General features: G+C 36.2%; 19 protein-coding genes. 11 read left to right on the top strand and 8 right to left on the bottom strand.

Annotated features, from left to right (window positions below):
• Positions 1-378 precede the first annotated feature (378 nt).
• The 4 genes from SB717_RS11015 to SB717_RS11030 all read left to right on the top strand — a co-directional run bounded on the left by SB717_RS11015 (position 379) and on the right by SB717_RS11030 (position 4,860).
• Positions 379-723 carry a Na-translocating system protein MpsC family protein gene (locus SB717_RS11015; RefSeq protein ID WP_033579059.1) on the top strand — a complete coding sequence of 115 codons (345 nt, stop codon included), beginning with the start codon at positions 379-381 and terminating at the stop codon, positions 721-723.
• A 188-nt stretch (positions 724-911) separates the two neighbouring features.
• Positions 912-1,706: a formate/nitrite transporter family protein gene (locus SB717_RS11020; RefSeq protein WP_410903706.1), complete on the top strand. Its 795-nt coding sequence runs from the start codon at positions 912-914 to the stop codon at positions 1,704-1,706.
• 749 nt (positions 1,707-2,455) lie between these two features.
• Positions 2,456-4,417 carry a GTP-binding protein gene (locus tag SB717_RS11025; RefSeq protein ID WP_410903707.1) on the top strand — a complete coding sequence of 654 codons (1,962 nt, stop codon included), beginning with the start codon at positions 2,456-2,458 and terminating at the stop codon, positions 4,415-4,417.
• A 131-nt stretch (positions 4,418-4,548) separates the two neighbouring features.
• Entirely contained in the window at positions 4,549-4,860 is a 312-nt protein-coding gene (locus SB717_RS11030) for a hypothetical protein (protein ID WP_074681144.1), read from the top strand.
• A 58-nt stretch (positions 4,861-4,918) separates the two neighbouring features.
• Here the strand turns inward: SB717_RS11030 and SB717_RS11035 are convergent, their stop codons facing one another.
• On the bottom strand, positions 4,919-5,440 hold the full coding sequence (locus SB717_RS11035; protein WP_410903708.1) for an LURP-one-related family protein: 522 nt from the start codon (positions 5,438-5,440) through the stop codon (positions 4,919-4,921).
• A gap of 224 nt (positions 5,441-5,664) precedes the next feature.
• On the opposite strand from SB717_RS11035, the gene gad reads away from it, so the two are divergent.
• The 3 genes from gad (at position 5,665) to SB717_RS11050 (ending at position 9,930) form a co-directional block, all read left to right on the top strand.
• The gene (gene gad / locus SB717_RS11040; RefSeq protein ID WP_410903709.1) at positions 5,665-7,068 is read left to right on the top strand and encodes a glutamate decarboxylase; all 1,404 of its coding nucleotides are present in this window, start codon (positions 5,665-5,667) and stop codon (positions 7,066-7,068) included.
• 214 nt (positions 7,069-7,282) lie between these two features.
• Entirely contained in the window at positions 7,283-8,296 is a 1,014-nt protein-coding gene (locus tag SB717_RS11045) for a hypothetical protein (RefSeq protein ID WP_410903710.1), read from the top strand.
• 467 nt (positions 8,297-8,763) lie between these two features.
• A complete protein-coding gene (locus tag SB717_RS11050; RefSeq protein WP_410903711.1) occupies positions 8,764-9,930 on the top strand; it encodes an Ig-like domain-containing protein in 1,167 nt (388 codons plus the stop codon).
• Between the two features lie 316 nt (positions 9,931-10,246).
• Here the strand turns inward: SB717_RS11050 and SB717_RS11055 are convergent, their stop codons facing one another.
• The gene (locus tag SB717_RS11055; protein WP_410903712.1) at positions 10,247-11,182 is read right to left on the bottom strand and encodes a 3'-5' exonuclease; all 936 of its coding nucleotides are present in this window, start codon (positions 11,180-11,182) and stop codon (positions 10,247-10,249) included.
• Between the two features lie 1,518 nt (positions 11,183-12,700).
• On the opposite strand from SB717_RS11055, the gene SB717_RS11060 reads away from it, so the two are divergent.
• Positions 12,701-13,399 (top strand): hypothetical protein, encoded by a 699-nt coding sequence (locus SB717_RS11060; protein ID WP_410903713.1) that lies wholly within the window; start codon positions 12,701-12,703, stop codon positions 13,397-13,399.
• Positions 13,400-13,554: 155 nt separating this feature from the next.
• On the top strand, positions 13,555-15,135 hold the full coding sequence (gene mbcS / locus SB717_RS11065; protein ID WP_410903714.1) for an acyl-CoA synthetase MbcS: 1,581 nt from the start codon (positions 13,555-13,557) through the stop codon (positions 15,133-15,135).
• Positions 15,136-15,178: 43 nt separating this feature from the next.
• On the opposite strand, the gene SB717_RS11070 is transcribed toward mbcS, so the two are convergent.
• Positions 15,179-16,141: a VanW family protein gene (locus tag SB717_RS11070; protein WP_144644979.1), complete on the bottom strand. Its 963-nt coding sequence runs from the start codon at positions 16,139-16,141 to the stop codon at positions 15,179-15,181.
• Between the two features lie 386 nt (positions 16,142-16,527).
• On the opposite strand from SB717_RS11070, the gene SB717_RS11075 reads away from it, so the two are divergent.
• Positions 16,528-16,986, top strand: a complete 459-nt coding sequence (locus SB717_RS11075; RefSeq protein WP_013057155.1) for a MarR family winged helix-turn-helix transcriptional regulator — start codon at positions 16,528-16,530, stop codon at positions 16,984-16,986.
• A gap of 37 nt (positions 16,987-17,023) precedes the next feature.
• On the opposite strand, the gene SB717_RS11080 is transcribed toward SB717_RS11075, so the two are convergent.
• Positions 17,024-18,535 (bottom strand): class I adenylate-forming enzyme family protein, encoded by a 1,512-nt coding sequence (locus tag SB717_RS11080; RefSeq protein ID WP_410903715.1) that lies wholly within the window; start codon positions 18,533-18,535, stop codon positions 17,024-17,026.
• A gap of 411 nt (positions 18,536-18,946) precedes the next feature.
• On the opposite strand from SB717_RS11080, the gene SB717_RS11085 reads away from it, so the two are divergent.
• Positions 18,947-19,591 (top strand): SDR family oxidoreductase, encoded by a 645-nt coding sequence (locus tag SB717_RS11085; RefSeq protein WP_410903716.1) that lies wholly within the window; start codon positions 18,947-18,949, stop codon positions 19,589-19,591.
• 46 nt (positions 19,592-19,637) lie between these two features.
• Here SB717_RS11085 and SB717_RS11090 read toward each other — a convergent pair whose 3' ends face one another.
• The 4 genes from SB717_RS11090 to SB717_RS11105 form a co-directional block, all read right to left on the bottom strand.
• Entirely contained in the window at positions 19,638-20,258 is a 621-nt protein-coding gene (locus tag SB717_RS11090) for an NUDIX hydrolase (protein WP_045294754.1), read from the bottom strand.
• A gap of 176 nt (positions 20,259-20,434) precedes the next feature.
• Positions 20,435-20,710, bottom strand: a complete 276-nt coding sequence (locus SB717_RS11095) for a hypothetical protein (RefSeq protein ID WP_014459988.1) — start codon at positions 20,708-20,710, stop codon at positions 20,435-20,437.
• A 200-nt stretch (positions 20,711-20,910) separates the two neighbouring features.
• Positions 20,911-21,336 carry a 3-hydroxyacyl-ACP dehydratase FabZ gene (fabZ, locus tag SB717_RS11100; RefSeq protein ID WP_410903717.1) on the bottom strand — a complete coding sequence of 142 codons (426 nt, stop codon included), beginning with the start codon at positions 21,334-21,336 and terminating at the stop codon, positions 20,911-20,913.
• Positions 21,337-21,354: 18 nt separating this feature from the next.
• Positions 21,355-22,161 carry a cobalamin-binding protein gene (locus SB717_RS11105; protein WP_074681170.1) on the bottom strand — a complete coding sequence of 269 codons (807 nt, stop codon included), beginning with the start codon at positions 22,159-22,161 and terminating at the stop codon, positions 21,355-21,357.
• Positions 22,162-22,244: the final 83 nt, after the last annotated feature.

Below are 22,244 nucleotides of genomic sequence, written 5' to 3' on the forward strand. Positions count from 1 at the left end.
AGAATATTTAAATTAAATAAAGTATTATGAAAGTAAACTAAGTGGATTCCATAACTTTGACGTGATAGCATTAACTACTGGTACAAACATACCACTTGACTATTTTGACATACTATCTTGTCAAAGTTCTTAGTTATTTCTTTGATAACTAAGAATTCATTTGTAACCTTTAAGTAGAGATATAAAGGTAATCCTTCACTTCAATGAGTGAAGGATTTTTTTTATTTCGTAAAAGTTTTGCAATCGTTTGGATTAATGATGATAAAACAGATACATTGTATACAATGTAAACGTCGTCATGTATAATGTAACTTATTCTTAGTTGAACACTTGAATGAGCAGGATAGACATACTCGAGATAAGCGGAGGCATACACCGGTGTCTAAAAAAATACATGATTTTAATGATATTATCCGAAAGCTGCGCAAAAAACTTTTTGGAAAAGGTCCAGAACGAATTCATACTGTATTCGTTCAAAACATGGCTATTTCAACTTTGTACGGCAACTTAACGCCAGCTGAACAATTTATCGCGAGAACAACCGAAGGTAAAGAGACGGTACATATGGCAAGAACGAAGCTTATTCAAAACCTTTATGCTTCATCTCCTCCAGAAGGACTTGAGGACTTGTTAGGAGCTAAGCTGAGCTATTTATTTTCCGATATCAAGGTGGAAGAAGATATCGCCGTTTCAGTATTTGTGTTTGAAACCAATATTCAGTAGAACAACGTAAAATACATAATTTAATTAAATGAAAGAGAAGTAGGATCTGCTTGTTTTTTATTTAGTTTTATTATAGATAATGATGACTGATATACTGTAAAGAAAGTGCAGGATTATTAGGCAGCATTCAAAAACCTTGTGTAAAAGGTGTTTTTGAGTGCTGCCTTTTTTAGTTAAGGAGGAGTTTTATGGCATTTCATAAGCCGGATAAAATGTTAAACATCGCTTTAGAAGCGGGGGTTTCAAAGACGAAGTTATCCCTTTCTTCTATTCTAATGCTTGGGTTTTTAGGAGGCGCGTTTATTGCGCTTGGTTTTTTACTAGATGTGCGCGTCATTGGTAATTTACCAGCTGAATGGGGAAGTTTATCGAATCTTTTAGGAGGAGCCGTCTTTCCTGTAGGTATTATGCTGGTCGTACTTGGGGGAGCAGAGCTCATTACGGGGAATATGATGTCTGTTTCCATTGCCCTGTATGCAAGAAAAATTTCGCTTCGTCACTTGCTTCATAACTGGTTTTGGGTTACGCTTGCTAACTTTTTAGGAGCCATATTTATCGCGTATTTCTTTGGACATATTGTCGGGTTAACAGAAACGGGGCCTTTTTTAGATAAAACGGTAGCAATTGCTCAAGCTAAAATTGATGATTCGTTTTTTAAAACGCTTATTTCTGCTGTGGGCTGCAACTGGCTTGTATGTTTAGCTATTTGGCTTTCATACGGCGCTGACGACGTTACGGGTAAAATTCTTGGGATTTGGTTTCCGATCATGGCATTTGTTGCGATTGGCTTTCAGCACGTTGTAGCCAATATGTTTATTATTCCCGCTGCCATTTTTGCAGGTCACTTTACATGGATTGATTTTATTGCAAATATTATCCCTACCTTTATTGGAAATATGATAGGAGGAGCTGTATTTGTAGGCCTTATTTATTTTTCTTCTTATCAAAGTAAACAAAAAGAACAATTAAAAAAAGCTTCTTAATCAGGGTTTATCAGTTGTCATTAAAAAAGCAGCCTCTTAGTAAAGAGGCTGCTTTTTGATTGGGAAAGATGAAAAGATATATTTTTAACAAATTATGTATGATAACATATAAATCAATTAGAATATGGCGCCATGAACATTTGAATTCGTAATATTATTTTCATAATAATATTATGGTTAACTAGATGGTAATGAATACATTTGTAAGGGAGTGAAAGAAATATTGAATATTGGTATAGGATTGATTCTACTATCTGTCGTACCACTATTTCTTATATCAGGAATGTTTTTACGCAAAAAGAGAAAAAAGGTATGTAGCAACAGTTTGTTAATCGCAGGAACATTGATTTTATCAGCAGGTCTATTATTACTTACTGGTTTATATGATCCGTATGCAAATCATATTTAATAACTTATCATACTAACGGAGAGTGAAGAAATTGAAGTTCATGTTTGCTGTTTTATTGATTATATTTGGCAGCATTTTAGTTGGGGTGACTAGTAACAGTCTAGGCGCGACAGGTAATAACATCATGCATTTAGCTGGAATTGGGTGACTTATAGCAGCTATTTTTATAGCAAAAAGCAAAAAAGATACCAAACGCCGTACAAAAAAGGAATGCGATGTTTAATCACGCATTCTTTTTTTGACATGAGCGGCTCTAGGCCTTTGTCGTCCACTTTTTCTTACGATTATTATAAAATAGGGAGTAACAGCTATACATACAGCAGTAAGGTGGTATTTAACAATGAAACAATCTAACAAAACGATTGGTATCGTAGCACACGTGGATGCAGGGAAGACTACGTTTTCCGAGCAGCTTCTTTATCATACCAAAAGTATTAAACACCGAGGAAGAGTCGACCACAAAGATTCCTTTCTTGATACCCATACGATTGAGAAAGAACGAGGAATTACGGTATTTGCCGATCAAGGAACTTTTTCATATAACGGTTCTACTTACTATTTAATTGATACGCCGGGCCACGTCGATTTTTCACCTGAAATGGAACGTTCTATTCAAGTGATGGACTATGCGATTGTTATCTTAAGTGCAGTAGAAGGAGTCCAAGGCCATACAGAAACCGTTTGGCAGCTGCTTCAAAAACATCGTGTGCCCGTATTCTTTTTCATCAATAAAATCGATCGTGTAGGAGCAGATCCTGAACGTGTTATAAACGATATTAAACATAACTTAACCCCCGATGTTTTTGACATAACGTCAGAGCTTATAGATGGCTCGTTAAGTGAGGATCTTATTGAATTTACAGCTGAAAAAGATGAAGAGCTTTTAGATGCATTTATGGAAGGCAAGAATGATCAAGCCTATTGGAGAGCGGCTATGCAAAAGCTTATTCAAACCAATCAGCTTTTCCCGTGTGCTTGTGGATCAGCTTTACAAGATATCGGCATTGAAAGTTTTTTAGAAAAGCTCGATTTGCTAACAGAAACTCATTACTCACAGGAAGAAGCATTTTCAGGGCGTGTATATAAAATCCGACACGATGAAAATGGAATGCGCATCACGTTTATCAAAGCTCTGAGTGGGACACTGCAAGTGCGTGATGAAGTGTCTTATGAAAAAAACAGAGAGCTATACGAAGAAAAAATCACTCAAATTCGTGCTTATAACGGAAACACATTTAAAAACGTTAATGAAGGTTCAGCCGGCGAACTTTTTGCGGTTACGGGGTTGTCTTCACCATCGATTGGAGACGGTCTTGGAACGTTAAAAGAAAGCTGCTCCTACGAACTTTTACCTACGTTAAAATCAAAAGTTGTTTTTGATCCTTCTGTTCATCCAAAAGAAGGAATTAAACTTTTTCAATTATTAGATGCTGAAGACCCTTCTTTACATGTGACGTGGGAAGAAAGGACTCAAGAGCTTCATATTCATGTGATGGGAGCCATTCAGCTTGAAGTCCTCGAAAAACTGATAAAAGAACGTTTTAATATAAACGTACAGTTTGAAGAACCAGAAATTTTGTACAAAGAATCCATTCAAAATACAGTGATGGGCTACGGGCATTTTGAACCGTTGAAACACTATGCAGAAGTTCATTTGAAAATAGAGGAAGCGGAACGAAACAGCGGAATTACCTTTGAAAATGCTTGTCACGCTGATGATTTATCCATTGGGTATCAAAACCTAGTCCGTCAGCATATATTTGAAAAGCCGCATCACGGTTTGCTGACGGGGTCGCCTATTACTGATTTAAAAGTGACGTTATGTACTGGACGAGCTCACAACAAGCATACAAGCGGAGGAGATTTTAGAGAAGCAACCTACCGTGCACTGCGACAAGGGTTAGAAAAAGCAGAAAATATTGTGCTGGAACCGTATTATGACTTTAAAATTAAAGTAGATATTGATCAAATGGGAAGAGTATTAGCTGATGTTCAAAGCGCACACGGCCGCTTTGATTCTCCTGTAACAATTGAAAATAAAGCGATTATTACAGGCAAAGTTCCTGTTGCTACTTTTATGAACTACGGTTCGACGCTAGCATCTTTTACGCATGGAAAAGGAGCGATGTCTCTATTATTCGGAGGGTATGAACGCTGTCATAATGAAGAAGAAGTTATTGAACGAATCCGCTACAATAAAGAGGCGGATCCCGAATACAGCTCATCATCCGTCTTTTGCGCAAAAGGACAAGGCTATACGGTTCCTTGGAAAGAAGCAGAGGAAAAAATGCACTGTTTATAAAAGTACTGTAGCAATTGCTACAGTACTTTTTTTGTCAGGGGCTTTTATCAGTTGTTTTCTCTATACCTTTACAATAAAATCCACATTATAGTATAGTTTACTTATATTTCTAAAAAAGAGGTGATAGAAACGTGGATGCTACTGTTAAAACAACTAAAAGCGGGATAATAGGCGGCGTTCTTGGAGGAATTTCACTTTTATATGTCATTATTAATACTTTATTGATCCTTAACTTTTTCACAGGGCTTATTGCGGCCGAAAAGCTTCAAGGACTGCCTATTATCGCACCTATCTTTTTAGTTCCGCTGATGATTGTTCCTGCAATTATTGGTTTTTTTATAAAAAAAGACAAGCTCTGTCTATGGGCGATTATTTTAAATATCATCTTGTTTCTTGTACCAATTGGCTATCACGTCATCGGTACGTTAGTATTCGGCCCTTAATTAAAAAACGAACAAACTTCCATATAAAGTTTGTTCGTTTTTTTATATCACATAACCACTATTGAGCCGTAGCATTAGCTGTACTGCTGTTTTCGTCTTTGACCATCATCCTTACGCCTTGTACCACTGCAATTCCTTCCCACTTATCAAGATCAGGTTCAAGAAATTCTAAAGCAAACGTGTGGGGACGTAATGACAGAAAAGAAGAGAGTGTACGGACTTGAATAATAGGAACGCCGGAACGCAGAACGTCGAATCTGCGATCTGTTATATTCCCCGTAATTTCATATGTATCGCCATCGTTTCTGATATAAAGATACTTCTTTTTAAAAAAAGTAAATTTTCGCTGAATCATGCCAACTTCATTTCCGTGGTGATCAGAAATAATCAGCTTCGGCATAAGGGCAAACATTTTAGATTTACCTGTAAATATAATTTCTTCGTCCTTTAAAATCTCAAATTTATTAGCAATAGATAACTTATATGCGACATTTCCAATGACGTCTTGTGATTCATTATAAATAGGAGATTCACCTAACTCGAAAAACTTGTCTTGCAAGATAATCCCTTGTTTCTCCATTTAAAAACCTCCTTTAGAATATATTACCATATTTTTCACCCTTTGAGTTGTGCCAAGCAGATTTTTATGAGTATCACTAAATAAAGATCACCCTTATGTGCTGCGGATAATGGAAAGAATGAAAATAGTCTTCAAAGCTCATAATGTGTAAAGGAGACCTGCTTGTTATAACACCAGGTGAACGTAAAGCAGTTTGTTAGATATACATAAGGAGATGATACTTTATGCCTCAATGGCATCCGCATCGTGAACAAAAAAATTTACCTGATGAATTTCCTGTTAATCCGCTTTTTTCTCGACAAGGAGAAGTGACGATTCCAAGGCTGCGTATCAGTGATCAAGGTATGCTTCCAGAAACAGCTTATCAAATCATTCATGATGAAATTGCTTTAGACGGAAATGCCCGTTTAAATTTAGCTACGTTTGTTACTACTTGGATGGAACCTGATGCAAAGCGTTTGTACGGCGAATCTTTTGATAAGAATATGATTGATAAAGATGAGTATCCGCAAACAGCGGCTATTGAAGAGAGATGCGTACGTATTTTAGCGGATTTGTGGAATTCACCTAATCCTGATACAACGATGGGCGTTTCTACTACAGGTTCATCTGAAGCTTGTATGCTTGGCGGGCTAGCGTTAAAAAGACGCTGGCAAAAACTGCGTAAAAGTAAAGGGCTATCAACAGACCGGCCGAACATTGTATTTAGTTCATCCGTTCAAGTAGTGTGGGAAAAGTTCGCAAACTATTGGGACGTAGAGCCTCGTTATGTGAGCATTAATGCAGATCATCCTTATTTAGATGCAGAAGGCGTCATTAATGCGGTTGACGAAAATACAATTGGTGTTGTACCGATTCTTGGAGTGACGTATACAGGAGTTTACGAACCAATTGCCGCTATCGCAAAAGCATTAGATGAGTTACAAGAAAAAACAGGGTTGGATATTCCTATCCATGTAGATGCCGCTTCTGGAGGTTTTATCGCTCCATTTCTTCAACCAGACCTTATCTGGGATTTCCGCTTGCCGCGAGTAAAGTCCATTAACGTGTCAGGACACAAGTATGGTTTAGTTTATCCTGGTTTAGGTTGGGTGATTTGGAGAGAAAAAGAGGACTTGCCTGAAGATCTTATTTTCCGCGTTTCTTATTTAGGAGGCAACATGCCAACTTTTGCGCTCAACTTTTCTAGACCAGGAGCACAAGTTCTTTTACAGTACTACAATTTCTTACGTTTAGGGAAAGACGGCTATTATGCCGTACAAAAAACTTCACAAGAAAACGCCTTGTTTCTAAGCAAAGAAATTGGAGAAATGGAAGCATTCGAAATTATCGCCGATGGTTCAGACATCCCCGTCCTTGCTTGGAAACTAAAAGAAGGATACACACCAAACTGGACTCTTTATGACTTGTCTAGACAACTGCGTACGTATGGATGGCAAGTGCCTGCTTATCCACTACCAGCAGACATGGAAGAAATAACAATCATGCGTATTGTCGTTAGAAATGGATTTTCAAGAGACCTTGCTCATTTATTTATGGTTAATTTCAAACAAGCCGTTGAATTTCTTAACTCGTTGGATAGACCTGTTCTTAAAGACACGAAGTACGACAATGGATTTCATCATTAACATTTGTTACGAAAACACAAAGCCGTGTTCTGAAAAAGGTATATGGCTTTGTGTTTTTTTATGCATAAAAAGATAATTTTTCAAAAAATTCCATAAATAAAACAAGAAAATATTCTTATATTTTCTTAATTTTGGTATAATAATCCCTAAGGTTTTATAGTCCTTTAGAATTATGTAAAACCTAAAAAAAGATAAAAAAAGGGGATAATAGTCTATGAAAATGTTGAAAGTTGCTTTTGGTGTTCCATTATTAGCTATATTGCTAGCAGCCTGTAGCGATGAGTCCAGTGAAACTGTATCTCAAAAAGAAGAGCCTATAGAGAAATCAACAGCGGTTCATACGAAAGAAAATGGCAATAAAACGGCTGTAAAAAAATCATCGCCGAATACATTACAAACAAAAGCATCAACCATTAAAAAAGCAGTTAATTCCAAAGAAGCTGATCGCGATTACTTATTAAACGTAATGAATGGTTATCAGTATATCCAAGTAGGTGACAATCAGTATATTTACTATGGCATTAATCAAGAGCAAAATGTTTTTTGTATGATGGAAGTTAATTTTGACGCCAGTGGTGATTATGTAGAAAACATCAATTTTGTTGATAATGCTTCAGAAAAACAAATTGCTTTGCTTCAAAACCAAATACAAGAACAACAAAAGCAATTATCAGACCTTGAACAGCAGCAAATGGAAAAGGAATTAGATGATTACTATGCGCAGCTAGAAGAAGACCGACAAAAAGAGGAAGAGGCGCAGGCCAAGGCTGATGCAGAAGCTGAAGCTCAGGCAGAAGCTGATCGTAAAGCGGAAGAAGAACGTTTAGCAGAAGAAGAAAAGAAACAGCAGGAGGAAGAGGAAGCTCGGGCCAAAGCGGATGAGGAAGAAGCTGATGCTGATGCTTCTTTAGAAGATGAGGCGCAAACAGAATCGGAATCAGAGCGAGAAGAAGATACAGAAGCTCTTGAGGAAGAAGAACCAGCCGAACAAACAGTTTCCCAAGAGCAAGCTATCCAGCTAGTTCGTGATCAGCAAGGCATATCTGAAGATTCACCTCTCTTTGTAACATATGATCACGTTGACGATTCAGGAAACTATATTATCCATGTTTATGAAAATGTTGTGGATAATGAAGAAACAGGAGAGGAGCATACAGCTACACAAGGTTGGTATCAAGTAAGTCCTAGTGATGGGTCCATTACTGATGTTACGGTAGATGGTTACTAATAAAATAATCTGTTTATTAAACATAAAAAGATCGATACAAAACCTCAAAAGTAGCTATTATATATACTTTTGGGATTTTAATTCCTGCTGATTATAAATTGTGATAAAATGGATTTTTCAAAAATTAAAACGTAGTAACTAACGTATAGAAAAGTTTTTTCTCTATCTTTCAAAAGAACAAAAAATGTTAGATACTGACACTCTTAAATACAATCGATATATTATTTATCTATGCTTCATTTTATAGTTCATTTCACTTTCGTAAAGAGAAAGTACATTATAAAACTAAACATCTTTTCCTCCACAGATATAAAAATAGTAAAAGATTTAGAGGAAGACAGCCCCATTAAAAATGGCTGTCTTTTTTTGTCGGAATTTGAATATAGAATTATATGGTTATGTTAAAAATTAAGTAGTATCATAGTCGTAGTTATAAAGTAATCACATATGGTTAAGGGAGAGATCAAATGAAGAAAAAGGGTATCATCTCATTATTATCTGTAGGTTTACTAGCTTCCTCATTATCAGTAAGCACAACTCAAGCAGCTGAAAATAACTATGAGTCTTCAAAGAAAACAATTGAAAGCCGATTGAAATCTGATAAGCCGTTAAATCATAATGTTATTAATCCCTATGCGCTAAGAGAAATTAAAGAACAAACTTTAATTACATTAGAAACACCTAAAGGTTTTTCTACGAAAAAATTTAATGCACCAAGTGCAAGTATTAAGGGCAGTAGTGGTCAGCCAATGTATGAAAGTGAGCCTAATGATGATTTCAAAATAGCAGATACACTACTAAACGAGAGAGTAACATTTGGACAATTCGACGATACTCTTGATATAGATTTTTATAAGGTGAACGTATCTGGAAAAGGGACTTTACTAGTAGCGGGTGGAACAGATACTACTTCCAATATCGATTTACTATTTTTAGCAACTGAATATGAATATCAAGATCATGGTTATTTAGAATACTTAGGTTCTGAATATGATGATGGAGTGGAAGTGCAAGGATATAAAGTTAATAAAGCGGGCGCGTATTACATACCTGTTTTAGATCTAAACGGAAATGATTATGATGCTATATATGGAATCTCTACTCAATTTGAAGCTGACAAAGATACTGTTGCGCCAAATAAACCTACTGTTAATAAAGTAGACAATAACGATAAAGTTATAACTGGTAAAGCGGAAGCAGGTTCAACTGTAACTGTTAATGTAGGTAAAAAACGAATTGGGTATGCAAAGGCAAGTTCAAAGGGATCATTCTCTGTTAGTATTCCAGTTCAAAAAGCAGGCACTACGCTGAATGTAACTGCTAAAGATAGTGCGGGAAATGTAAGTAAACTTACCTATATCACAGTTGTAAAGGCTGATGTTACTCCACCAAACAAGCCGGCAGTTAATAAAGTAGATGATAATGATAAGGTTGTGACAGGAAAAGCAGAAGCTAACTCTACCGTAACTGTTAATATAGGGAAGAATAGAATTGGGTATGCAAAAGCAAATTCAAAGGGATCATTCTCTGTTAGTATCCCTATACAGAAAAAAGGAACTAAATTAAACGTAACTGCTAAAGATGCTTTGAATAATGTAAGTAAAGTTACATATGTAACTGTTGTGAAACATTAAAATTGATAAACCGTTTAGATTATCTGCAATGTATTAAGTGGTAAAAAAATCCAATAATAATCACAAAAGCTAAAATCAGACTGTTAGGATAGCAGGATAGCTAGTATTATAAGCAGACCAATTGCGTCTGCTTTTTAATTAGTTTAAAATACATAATTCCGTAGTAGGTACACTTATTTAGACCTAATTAAGGCCTAAAACTTTATTATTAATAATGGAAGATTATAATGATGATTACGTTCCTGAGAGTTTAAGGAATGAACAGGAACAAGGGGATAAGGAAACAGCTAAATTATGTACCAAAGAGAACGGATTTTCATCCTCTCTTTAAAGAAAGCTGGTTTAAAGGGTGTAGAGTGCTCTCATCTAAAATGATAATTTTCGATGAATATTCGAGATGTTCATTATAACAAAGCAACAAATTATGATAAAAATCCAGTAAAAGACCGACATAAAAACTATTTTCCTCTGAAAACATACCAGAGCGATTGATAAGAATATTTTCGTATTTTTTAACGATTCTTTGAGTTCTCTTTATAATTTTTACCGCATCTTTCATTTTATACATTTCATTTAACTCTTCCGCAAATATGTGGAGGTCTTTTTGTATGGTAGTTCTAAGCGCTGCATTCATTTCTTTAATGTTCTGCGGTACTTCTTCCAGAATAAATTGCTTTATCATAATGAAATCAGACTGCACTGGTTCGTTCAAAAAGCTTAGGTATATACGAAGAGTGTTATACGCATCATACATCGGATTGTGCTTTTTACCCTCAAACTGCAAATTATATAAAGCTAACCCATTTTCTACTGATACGTTATTTTTAGAAACACGCTTTGTAAAAATTGCTTGAAAATCAACATAACGCTGTTCTATTTTCTTTATAGTAGCAAGAGAGATTTCGTGCTTCGCCGCATCTATTTTTAAACGTGATAAATCGCTGGTAGACCAGGAGAAAAAACGGGATTTTTTAATTCCACCAATCCAGGTTAAAAAGTCTTCAAAAACATTTTTAAAATTACTTGCACCGACTAAATCAGTATCTTTAATACCGGTTAACTCTTTACAAAAGCGGCTTAAGGACACTCTTTTTGTAGGTTGAATATAACGATCAAAAAACTCAATGTCTTCTGTCTCGATATTGTACTTCACCGCGCCGAGCCGAATTGCTTCCATATCTTCAAACGGCATTCCTTTGTTTGAACACAGCATTTCAAAATCAAAAAAGATAAATTGTTTTACATCTGCCATATTCTATGCTCCTCTCTCTAACAGGTTATTATAAGGGAATAGGTGTGAAAGAGGAAGAACCAATAAATCCCAAATGTCGAGGGTAACAATGGATTATTTCAAAAGGCAAGGGGACGCTTATCAGTTTCTAGTTAGCGGAAAAGTTTTTGAAGCTCTTCGAAGGACATATAAACAGGAAGCTCTTTGTCTGATTTTGGCGCTTGGATATTAGCAGTGAAGTCTGACTTCATATAATTTTCTTTTAAGCAATATTGCCTAAGTGGCTTGATATACGACGTTGTAACGTTTCGATGATTAATTACTTAATTCTATACAAAACGATGTACACTTGAAGATGTAAGGTCATCCAAATCAAGTGAGCGATTATTTTCTTATAGGAATTCTTGATAAAGCCTTAAAGCAAGCAAACGAGTAACCAAGACAAAGCGCAATAGGTGATATGTATTCCAAGGATCTAAGAGCAAGGGAGAACCAAACGATTTTATTTCTTTTTCTAGTTTACATAATATATATTCTAGGAACCAATAAGTAAAATACAAATTTCGTCTCAATATAAAAGTATACTTATGATAGTGAGATGAAATTTAAAAATGAGATAGGATTTATGTTTATCTCAATCGACTCACTAAACTAATTATCCATAAGATTTGTTCTAATTGAACAATTGTAGATATGATTTTATAGAAATACATATGAATTTTGCCAGTTTATTTTTAGGATTGATCAGTTCGGTTTATGTTTAGATTATATTTAGAGATTTTGGGAAATGAATGAGTTTACTTATAGAAAATAAATTTTACACTCATTTATTTTTTCTCATCGTATTCTCAATGAACTCTTTGCAAAACGATGAAATTTGTTTGCGTTTAATATCTTAAGGATTTATTTGCTACCGAACGTATATTTTTCATTTAGTACATATGTTTGCATTAAATGGATTTTTATTCATTTAGAAAAGTTAAAACCTCGTATTTTTTGTAATAAAATACGATTATAGGTATATTTATTCTGTCGGATTCTTTATTAAAATCGCAGTAAACCCCTTTCCTATCAGCTTTTTAGTGATTTTAGTTGTAGTTTCCTTTTTCATCGGGTATAATATTAAACAAATAGATGACGGTATAAATTGGATGTCATTATCCAGTTTTAAAGGAGCGATACTCATGAACATTACAATTTATTATGGAAATCATGAAGATAAAACAATTCACACAATGGATTGTCACGTAGATATCGATTTAGATGATGAAGATATGGTAGCTTTAACAGAAGCTCGTTAATGAATATATAAAAGGCTGTGGATGCTTTTCATCTGCAGCCTTTTATTTTTTTGCTCCCTCTCTCCTCTCCAATATCTAACGACCGCTACGTTTTACAATTATTAGTTACTTTTATTATAAAATTAAAAATTCTCCGTTAACTTCTCTTTACTTTTCGACACATTTTTTGTATCATTAGATAAGAACGTATGTTCGTTTTGTTTTTTATCGTATTGATGATCACAAGGAGTGTTTTTGAATGACGGTACGAAAAAGAAAAAGAAAGAAGCTCCCTCCTACCCTATCCAATACAGGCTTTATTGGAGCAACGTTTGCTGATACAGATGAATTAGCACGCAACGAATATCATTTTCCTCGTAAGCAAATGAAAATTACCCATCATGTCTTAGATGCCTTGCTGCAAGGGGCAACGCACTTATTTCAACAGCATAAAGTTGAAGCCGCTATCTCATGCGTGTATCTGCCTAAGTACAAAAAGATCGGTTTGGTTCTTTCTAAACAATCTTTTGGCCGCGATGAAGGCATTGGGTATTTTATTAATTACTTAAAGGAAATCGGACATATTGAATGGGATGAAAAAACGAAGGATTACGAAATACATAATACGAGTTTTATCGGCGTGGTATTTGCAGATCTAGAAAAAATTGCTAAGTTCACCTTCGACTTTGAGCTAGAATTACTGTCAAAGTTCGTCAAAGATTTAATTATTCCCGCTAAAGAGCTGTTCTTGCAGCATAATGTAAAAGCGTATCTCTCAGGCGTTGAAAATGAAGATCAGCATAAAGTAGGGTTTGTTTTATCGATTAAGCCTTATGATGAACGTAAGGAAGCAGACTTATATTTTGTGGAGTATTTAAAAGAACGTGGTTTATACGAAGAGGACGAGTCTGAAGAAGAGCTAGTACCTATTCATACAAAATGGAGCTTATTTAAATAACATACGTTATACCCGCTGTCGTAATAAGACAAGCGGGTCTTTTTTTGCTTTTTTACTAAAACCCAAAACAAATTAGTAGCAAGTACTAATAGTTAGTAATATAATAATAGTAATGATAAAAATCATTGATATCTATAATATAAGGAGTCGTTTTTATGATTCAACTAAAAGATTTAGTTCCAAGTGAACATTACAACTTAACAGAGGAAATTGAAAAACATGCATCCGATCAGCTTGCGCTAAAGTGGCAGGACACTGACGGTGTGCGTGAGGAAATTACATATAACCAGCTGTTAGCAAAAGCAAACAAAGTAGCAAACGGGTTAACGGATCTAGGCTTAACAAAAGGCGATCATGTGTTGGTTATTGCGCCTCGCCTTATTGAATCGTATGCTATTTACTTAGCATGTTTAAAAGCAGGTATTATTGTAATTCCTTCTTCAGAACTATTACGCGCAAAAGATATCCAATATCGTTTACATCACGCTGAAGCAAAAGCGATTATTTCTTACCATCCTTTCTGCAATGAGATCGATAAGATTGAAAACTTCCCTACTTCTCTACAACATAAAATTACGTTTGGCGCTGATGAGACGTCATGGACTCGTTTAGAAGCACTGACTCAGAATGCATCAGAACAGTTCCAAGCAGCTAAAACAACTAAGGATGATACGGCATTTCTTCCTTATACGTCTGGTACAACAGGACAGCCAAAAGGCGTTGTTCATACTCATGGATGGGCTTATGCTCACCTTCGTATCGCTGCTGCTGAATGGTTAGACATTAAAAAAGGCGATACAGTCTGGGCAACAGCAGGTCCTGGTTGGCAGAAATGGATTTGGACTCCGTTTTTATCTGTACTTGGACAAGGTGCAACAGGCATTATCTATAACGGACGTTTTGAACCTAAAAAGTTTTTAGAAATTTTACAGGATGAAAAAGTAAATGTATTGTGCTGCACGCCAACAGAGTATCGCTTTATGGCTAAAATTGATGAGCTTGAACGTTTTGACCTGTCTCACCTTCATAGCGCTGTATCTGCCGGAGAACCGCTAAACGAAGAAGTAATTAATGTGTTTAAAAAATATTTTAATATCCAAGTACGTGATGGATACGGTCAAACGGAAAATACCCTTTTGATTGGTACCTTAAAAGGTGTAAAAACGAAGATTGGTTCAATGGGTAAACCGATGCTTGAAGGGTTTGTAGAAATCATTAATGAAGATGGCGAACCTTGTAAGCCTGGAGAAGTTGGAGACATTGCCGTTCGTAGGGACCTCCCTTCTCTTTTCAAGCACTACTATAAAGACATGGAACGCACTGAGAAAACGTATAAAGGAAACTACTATTTAACAGGTGACCGAGCTTCTAAAGATGAAGAGAACTATTACTGGTTCCAAGGACGCGGAGATGATATTATTATCAGTTCCGGCTATACAATTGGACCGTTTGAAGTTGAAGATGCGTTAATTAAGCATCCAGCGGTTAAAGAATGTGCCGTTGTAGCTAGCCCAGATGCTGATCGCGGCCATGTTGTAAAAGCGTATGTGGTTCTTGTTGATCATGTAAAAGCAACAGATGCAGGGTTTATTAAAGAGCTGCAAAATCACGTAAAAACTCTTACTGCACCTTATAAGTATCCTCGCGTAATTGAATTTATTGATGAATTACCAAAAACTAATTCAGGTAAAATTCGACGTGTGGAACTTCGTGAACGCGAGCAACAACAAGCATAATAAATGAAAAAAAGACGTATCCTAACAGATACGTCTTTTTTTATTAGATGGAACGCTGTGAAGTACGAACATCTACCGTTAAAACACCGGTATTTACATTTGCGTATGCTTTAATGATGACAGGATAATCTTTGTTGTTTGTGAACTTAAAATCAGGTCCTCCCCACGATACGGTTGCATCTCTTCCTGCCGGTACATAACCTACATGTTTTGAATGGTGGGACCTAGCTGTCACTTGAAGACCAGCGCCGTCAATAGCATTAAATAACGTAGAAGATGTTTGACAAATACCTCCGCCAATTCCCATCACCAGCTGTTTATTGATAATTTCAGGAGCAGGCTGATAGCCTCTTTCTGCTGTGCGCTCCCCAACTGTTTGATTATAAGAAAATGAATCTCCTGGTCCTAACACAACGTTGTTAATTGCTTCTGCTGATAGCTGAACATTTCTGTTTCTGCTTGTATCACTTGGACGAAAACGTGTAGAATACGAAGCTAGCGATACATCAGCGATTCCCTGAGCAGATGCTGCCGTTACATTTGGAGCGGTTTCGTAAATCGGAACCTTTACATTCAGTTGTTTCGTATTTAAGTTCTGCAGATTTTTAACAAGTTCTGCTTCTTTTAAGATGATTTGCTTGGACCCGCCAGTCAACGATCCATTTTCATCTATTTTTATGTTTTGCATAGGTGTATCAATCCCTTTTGCCAGCTCAGAAGCTAACTGTTTAATTTCTTGATCATATACACCTTTATCCTTGTAATGAACCGGCTTGAATTCTTTCATTACTTCTCCTGTACGGGAATCTTTTAACTGATACGTCAGTTCTTCAACTTTAAGGACTGGCTTTTTCTTTTTCTCAACCTTTTTTTCTGGTTTTTTAGCCGCTTGTTTTTGTTCTATCGCAGCTGTTTGCTTTGCAGAATGATTTGTGTACATCCCGTACGCAATAAACGCACTAACAATTGTCGCGCCAAGCAAAAGCGCCCCTAAGACTTTCTTCATGTAATTGAATCCCCCCATATCTCGGCTTTACCTCAATATGTTTTTTCTATAAAAATATGTATACATTCATTTTATACAAACATCGTCTAAAAGACGATACGTCAAAGTGAATAATCACCATTTTTTATATTTTTTTCTTTGTTCAACACATGAGATAAAGCGGATTGATGTTCATAGACCCCATTTTCCAGAAAACATATGTTGTATACGTTTCCTAATATTACTATTCTTATATATAATAGCACGAAAACAAGGATTTTTTAACGAATTATGGTAACTATTTTTAAATTTTTCTGACAATTTTCGCGATGTTGTTCATTTTTCTATGGGCATTATACATGGTATAATGGTAAAAATGGAATTTGTTTTATGAGGAGGATTTACGCTTGACTGAACGTTATAGCAAAGAAGAGATTAGTCATCAGCTAGAAAGTATAGATCATGTAAAAGAAGCTCTTTTAAAATATAAAAACACCGTAATCGGTGAGAAATATGATTTGCTTCCCTACCATTTAACTTCAACAAAAGAGGCAATCTTAAAGACTATTCACGATAAAAAAAGCTGTATTGTTAGCGATATCACAAAAGTACTTGGGCTCTCACCCGGTGCTATCACCATTGTATTAAATCAATTAGAAGATGATGAGCTTGTGAATCGTATTTATAAAAAGCAAAACCGCCGAAGCGTATGGGTAGAGTTGACAGAAAAAGGGGAAAAAGTTGTCGAAATATTGCAAGCTACTCGTGTCGATTTTTGGTCAGATTTACTTTCACACTTATCAGAAGAAGAAAGAGATCAATACTTTCACATTATGAAAAAAATATCTCAAAAATTACAGCAATAAATATAAAAAAAAGCGGCTATAAAGGCCGCTTTTTTTATTATGCGTGTGCTAAGGCTTGTTTTTTTACTTCGTTTTTTAACACTTTTCCTACGCTGTTTTTAGGAAGTGATGAAACAAATACAACAGTTGGTACTTTATAAGGTGCTAATCGTTCTTTACAGAAGTTCACTACATCTTCTTCAGTTAAAGCGGATGCTGCTTGTTTAACAACAAATGCATATGGAACTTCGCCGTACACATCATCAGGCATGCCGACAACTGTCGCTTCTAACACCCCATCTGCTGCTAAGACAACTTCTTCTACTTGATCTGGGTAGATGTTATCTCCTCCATATACAATTACATCTTTATAGCGTCCTTCAATGTAGAGAAATCCGTCTTCATCTAATCGACCTGCATCGCCCATCGCTAACCAGCCATCTTGTAAGACAGCGTTTGTTGCTTCTTCGTTTTGCCAGTAGCCTTTAAACAGATAAGGGCTTCGTACGAGTACTTCACCTTTTTCTCCAGTTGGTACTTCTTGACGTGTCTCTGGGTCTACAATTTTAACTTCTACATGCGGAGCAGGTTTTCCAGCAGAGCTTACTTTCTTCCATCCCATTTGAGGATGCCATGAACTGATAATCCACGCTTCTGTGCTTCCGTATCCTTGAGCTAAAATCATACCGTTGCGATCATATTGTTCGATTAAAGACTCAGATACTTTTGTTCCGCCTGACACAGCAAGTTTTAGAGGGAAATCATAGTGATCTCCTTTTTCAAGCTCTTCTACGATATATTTTAATGCCGGTGGTAGTGCAAACAGCATTTTAATGTTCTCTTTTTCAATTACCTCAATTACTTTAGCTGGATCTGTTTCTTCAGAACATACCATTGTGTTTCCTGTGTTAATGCACATAAATAAGATGCTCATCGAACTCATGTGGAAGAATGGATGAACAAATAAATAACGCATGCTTTTATCAATATTTGCACGTTCTTCCTGTCCGCCAGAGTTTAAAAAGGCACTTACCGATCCATGTGCAATCATACATCCTTTTGATTTGCCTGTTGTACCTGATGTGAACATCATTAATGCTAAATCTTCAGGAAGTACTTCAGGAAGGGCTTCTGGTGTATTTGTATTGTACGCTGAGAATTGAGTTGTAAATTCTTTTGCATCCTCAATTTTTAACGTAAAGCTAAGTCCATTCGTTTGTTCCGCTTTTTCTAATACAGACGTAAATTCATTGTGGTGAATAATCGCTTTTAACTGTCCGCTCGTAATAATGCTATCAAGCTCATAAGGTGTCATGCTCTTACTTAATGGAACAACGACTGCTCCCACTTGTAAAATCCCCATTGTAACGACTGGGTAAGCAATGCTTGTATGAGCTAAAATACCAATACGATCTCCTTTTTGAATTCCTTTCTCTAAGAAGTAATGAGACAATTGATTTACTTTTTCATGAAATTCATTAAATGTATAACGTTCATTATGTTCAACTAGTGCTTCATGTTGAGGAGAAATCTCTGCACGTTCTGCGACTAAGTATTGTAATGTGTTCATTTTATCCTCTCCTTTGTCCGCTCGGACTAAATATTTCGTTCTTAAATATTTTAATGACTAAAACATAATAACAAAAAATTTTTCCGAAGTAAAAGTTTAAAATTATCAAAATGTGTTTATATAGGTTGTATCGGGAAATGTTAAAAGAGATGCTGTTTTTAAGAAGTGCTGTATTACCAAGGGTTTGATAAAATTTTACAAAATTTAAATAGTTCAGACACTGGGTTTAATGAACTATTTTTTTCCTTTTTTTGTTTGTAAATTAGTTTTTATTTCTTGTTTTTCATTTTTTTAATATATTTTCTTACTTTCCCCTTATTCACCTAATTTTGAGCTCATTTGTTGAATGGAAACGGTGAATATGAAACAATAGTGTATAAGTATTTGGATTCGAAAGGAGCAAATTTAGACATGAAAGTTCTCGTAATTGGTGCGAATGGTCAAGTGGGCAAACATATTGTAAACATTTTGAATGAAAGTGATGTGCACACTGTACGTGCGATGGTTCGTAAAGAAGAACAAGCAAAAGAGCTTGAAGCAAGAGGCATCGAAACGGCTTTTGCAAGCTTAGAAGGCACTGTGCATGAAATTAAGGAAGTGATGAAAGGCTGTGACGCCGTTATCTTTAGCGCAGGATCAGGCGGAAGCACAGGTCATGATAAGACACTTTTAATTGATTTAGATGGTGCAGTAAAAGCGATGGAAGCTGCAGAAGATTTAGGTATTAAACGATTTGTGATGGTAAGCGCACTTCAAGCCCATCACCGTGAAAACTGGAATACATCATTAATCCCTTACTATGTAGCCAAACATTATGCAGATAAAATCTTAGAAGCAAGCGGATTAACATATACAATTGTTCGCCCAGGCGGATTGTTAAACGACCCAGGAACAGGACGTGTAGATGCAGGGGAGAACAAAGAGCGCGGATCAATTCCTCGTGAAGATGTAGCGCGTGTTGTAGTAGAAACGTTAAGCGAAGATCATACATTCGGACGTTCTTTTGATTTAGTTTCAGGTGATACGCCTATCACGGAAGCTATTCAATCTATTTAATATAAAAAAAGCAGCGAATGCGTATTCGCTGCTTTTCATTTTTCATTTATTTATCATTTAATACATGTACCAAATGATAAATCACTTTTGCTGTCAGTCCCCATATGACTCGATCTTCATAGTAATAAAAATGTTCTTCCATCTCTCTTGTTTGCCAATTATAATTTTCACCACCAATAATCGCGTCATAAGGAAAATTATGTTCGGGTTCTACTCTGAAATGAATATTGTGTATATCAGGTTCGGTACGCTGAAAAAAAGAAAGAGGCACGGTAAATACTTCTGCTACTTCCGAAGGATTCGGTCGAAGTTCAAGCGACTCATCAATGAAACCTACATAAGGATAAATGATTGTTCCGAATTGAGAAACAATATAATCTAAAGCTTGTACTTGCTGAATAGATTGGGGCGTAATCCCTAACTCTTCAGAGGTTTCGCGGATAGCCGTTTCTTTTTCATCTGCATCCGTCTTTTCAACACGCCCTCCTGGAAAACAAATTTCTCCGGGCTGTCTACGTAAATCGAGCGCTCTTACTTCAAATAAAACATGTAGTTCCCCTTGTTTTTCAATAAGCGGAACAAGAATGCCGAAGCGGGAGAACTGCTCCATCCCAAGGATTGTCGGCATCCGATTTTCTAACTTAGCTATAATGCGGGATGCATCCATACGTCCACTTCCTTTCACAAAATGAATTATCAAAAGAATAGCGAGTTATAAGCTGCGATGTCAACTAACCTGCAAAAGAAAGCTGTTATCTTTATTATATGAAGAGATGTATCGAATTGACACTACAATTGATAAAAATATATAACAAGAATATAAATAAAAACAGATAGCATCGGCTACCTGTCTTTTTGTCTTGTTTTTAACAAACCATAAATAAGTAAAAAGAATGCCACCACACTGATAAGCAATCCTCCTACTTGCTTATCAGTGAGTCCAAAACGAAGCTGAAGCCAAAAGATAACCAGGCAAATCAAAATGACACTGGTAGCTAAATAAAAGTAAATGCTGTAGAAAAACGGATTCGTTCTTTTCCGTTTATATACAAGTAGTGAGATTCCTATATACGTACCTAAAAGTGTTAGTAATACAACAACTTCCGTTAATGTTCTCACCGCATTCTCCCCTCTCCCTTTTTTCTTCTATACCCCTTTTCTTCTTTTATGAAAAGGTAAAAAGATATTCATAAAAAACCGCCCTTACGATATAAGGCGGTTTTCTCGATACGCTTTATCCTGAATTATTTGCTTTTTTACATTGATCGTTTTCATCTTGCTAACTAACATCAGCTGCTTTTTCGACAAAGGCGTTTGTACTATACATCAAGAGCAAAGGTAATGACCGCTTCACAAGCTAACTCGCTATCTACAAATGCTTTTCCTTTTCCTCTTACAATCTTTCCGCGCTGCTTGAGAATTTCAAATTCTAAACGCAGTGTATCTCCTGGCCTTACTTGACGCTTAAAACGACATTCGTCTATCCCTGCTAAAAAAGCAAGTCTTCCTTTTTGTTGGGCATCCGCAGCCATGGCAAATCCACCGAGCTGAGCAAGAGCTTCGACAATAAGTACCCCTGGCATTACAGCATAGTCTGGGAAGTGGCCTTTGAAAAAAGGTTCATTTGCTGTTACTTGTTTGATCCCTACCGCAAGCTTCCCTTCTTCTTGTTCTAAGATGCGATCAACAAGTAAAAAAGGATAGCGGTGTTGAATAGTATGTTTTATTTGTTTAATATCTTTCATATGTATCGCTCCTTTTTCTTATAATAAGGGGTCCTTACCGTCAAATGCAGGAAACATATCTGGATGAAGAAGCGGCGCGAGTTTTTTTAATCCTAACAGCAACCGAGGTGAAGGACGGCAATACAACCATTCTTCTAGTACATATACACGATGTTCTTTTATCGCAGACATGTCAGACCAGTTCGGTCTCTTGTGCAAAATCGTTGGATTTACTTTGTTTGTCTGTACACCTACCCAAGCCAAACACACATGATGTGGATTTCTTTTGAGCACTTCTTCCCAATCACTCTGTACATTTGCTTCTTTATGATCAGCAAATATATTTTCTCCTCCCGCTAACTCACTAATTTCAGTCAGCCAGTTTGCTTTGCCAGGAGTAAAGACAGGCTTTGGCCACCATTCCCAGTATACAGTGGCTTTTTCGTCAATTTGACGTGCAGTACCTTTGTATGTAGAAAGAAACTGATCATAACGCTCTAACAGTTCAGCTGCTTTTGTTTCGATGTTTAATCGCTGACCTAAGTCCTGTAGATTTTGACGAATATCTTCTAATGAATTAGGATTATATACGATATAAGGAAGCTTTCGTTTTTTAAGTTCTTCAATATTTCGTTCCATTCCAGGAACGCTTAGTGAAGCTAGGACTAAATCTGGCTTAGCTGCTTCCACGGCGTCCATATTAATAGATAAATCGGGACCTAAACGCGGCAAATTTCCAATAGACTGCGGCCAATCGGAATAATCATCAATTGCTACGAGCAAGTGCTCACATTTTAAATACGCTATTAATTCTGTATTGCTTGGACAAAGCGAAACAATTCGCATATTTCCCCTCCTGCATCCATTTCTTTTTTTCTATTATACAATAGATCTCCATATAAAAAGCAGAGACTTTCACTGAAGTCTCT

Source organism: Priestia sp. SIMBA_032 (genome assembly GCF_046535215.1).
GTDB classification, from domain to species: Bacteria; Bacillota; Bacilli; order Bacillales; family Bacillaceae_H; genus Priestia; species Priestia aryabhattai.

Excerpts from the sequence above, each read along its gene's own strand:
- SB717_RS11020 (WP_410903706.1), top strand. The coding sequence starts at position 912 with ATGGCATTTCATAAGCCGGATAAAATGTTAAACATCGCTTTAGAAGCG.
- SB717_RS11025 (WP_410903707.1), top strand. The coding sequence starts at position 2,456 with ATGAAACAATCTAACAAAACGATTGGTATCGTAGCACACGTGGATGCA.
- SB717_RS11035 (WP_410903708.1), bottom strand. The coding sequence starts at position 5,440 with ATGGAGAAACAAGGGATTATCTTGCAAGACAAGTTTTTCGAGTTAGGT.
- gad (WP_410903709.1), top strand. The coding sequence starts at position 5,665 with ATGCCTCAATGGCATCCGCATCGTGAACAAAAAAATTTACCTGATGAA.
- SB717_RS11045 (WP_410903710.1), top strand. The coding sequence starts at position 7,283 with ATGAAAATGTTGAAAGTTGCTTTTGGTGTTCCATTATTAGCTATATTG.
- SB717_RS11050 (WP_410903711.1), top strand. The coding sequence starts at position 8,764 with ATGAAGAAAAAGGGTATCATCTCATTATTATCTGTAGGTTTACTAGCT.
- SB717_RS11055 (WP_410903712.1), bottom strand. The coding sequence starts at position 11,182 with ATGGCAGATGTAAAACAATTTATCTTTTTTGATTTTGAAATGCTGTGT.
- SB717_RS11060 (WP_410903713.1), top strand. The coding sequence starts at position 12,701 with ATGACGGTACGAAAAAGAAAAAGAAAGAAGCTCCCTCCTACCCTATCC.
- mbcS (WP_410903714.1), top strand. The coding sequence starts at position 13,555 with ATGATTCAACTAAAAGATTTAGTTCCAAGTGAACATTACAACTTAACA.
- SB717_RS11070 (WP_144644979.1), bottom strand. The coding sequence starts at position 16,141 with ATGAAGAAAGTCTTAGGGGCGCTTTTGCTTGGCGCGACAATTGTTAGT.
- SB717_RS11080 (WP_410903715.1), bottom strand. The coding sequence starts at position 18,535 with ATGAACACATTACAATACTTAGTCGCAGAACGTGCAGAGATTTCTCCT.
- SB717_RS11085 (WP_410903716.1), top strand. The coding sequence starts at position 18,947 with ATGAAAGTTCTCGTAATTGGTGCGAATGGTCAAGTGGGCAAACATATT.
- SB717_RS11090 (WP_045294754.1), bottom strand. The coding sequence starts at position 20,258 with ATGGATGCATCCCGCATTATAGCTAAGTTAGAAAATCGGATGCCGACA.
- fabZ (WP_410903717.1), bottom strand. The coding sequence starts at position 21,336 with ATGAAAGATATTAAACAAATAAAACATACTATTCAACACCGCTATCCT.
- SB717_RS11105 (WP_074681170.1), bottom strand. The coding sequence starts at position 22,161 with ATGCGAATTGTTTCGCTTTGTCCAAGCAATACAGAATTAATAGCGTAT.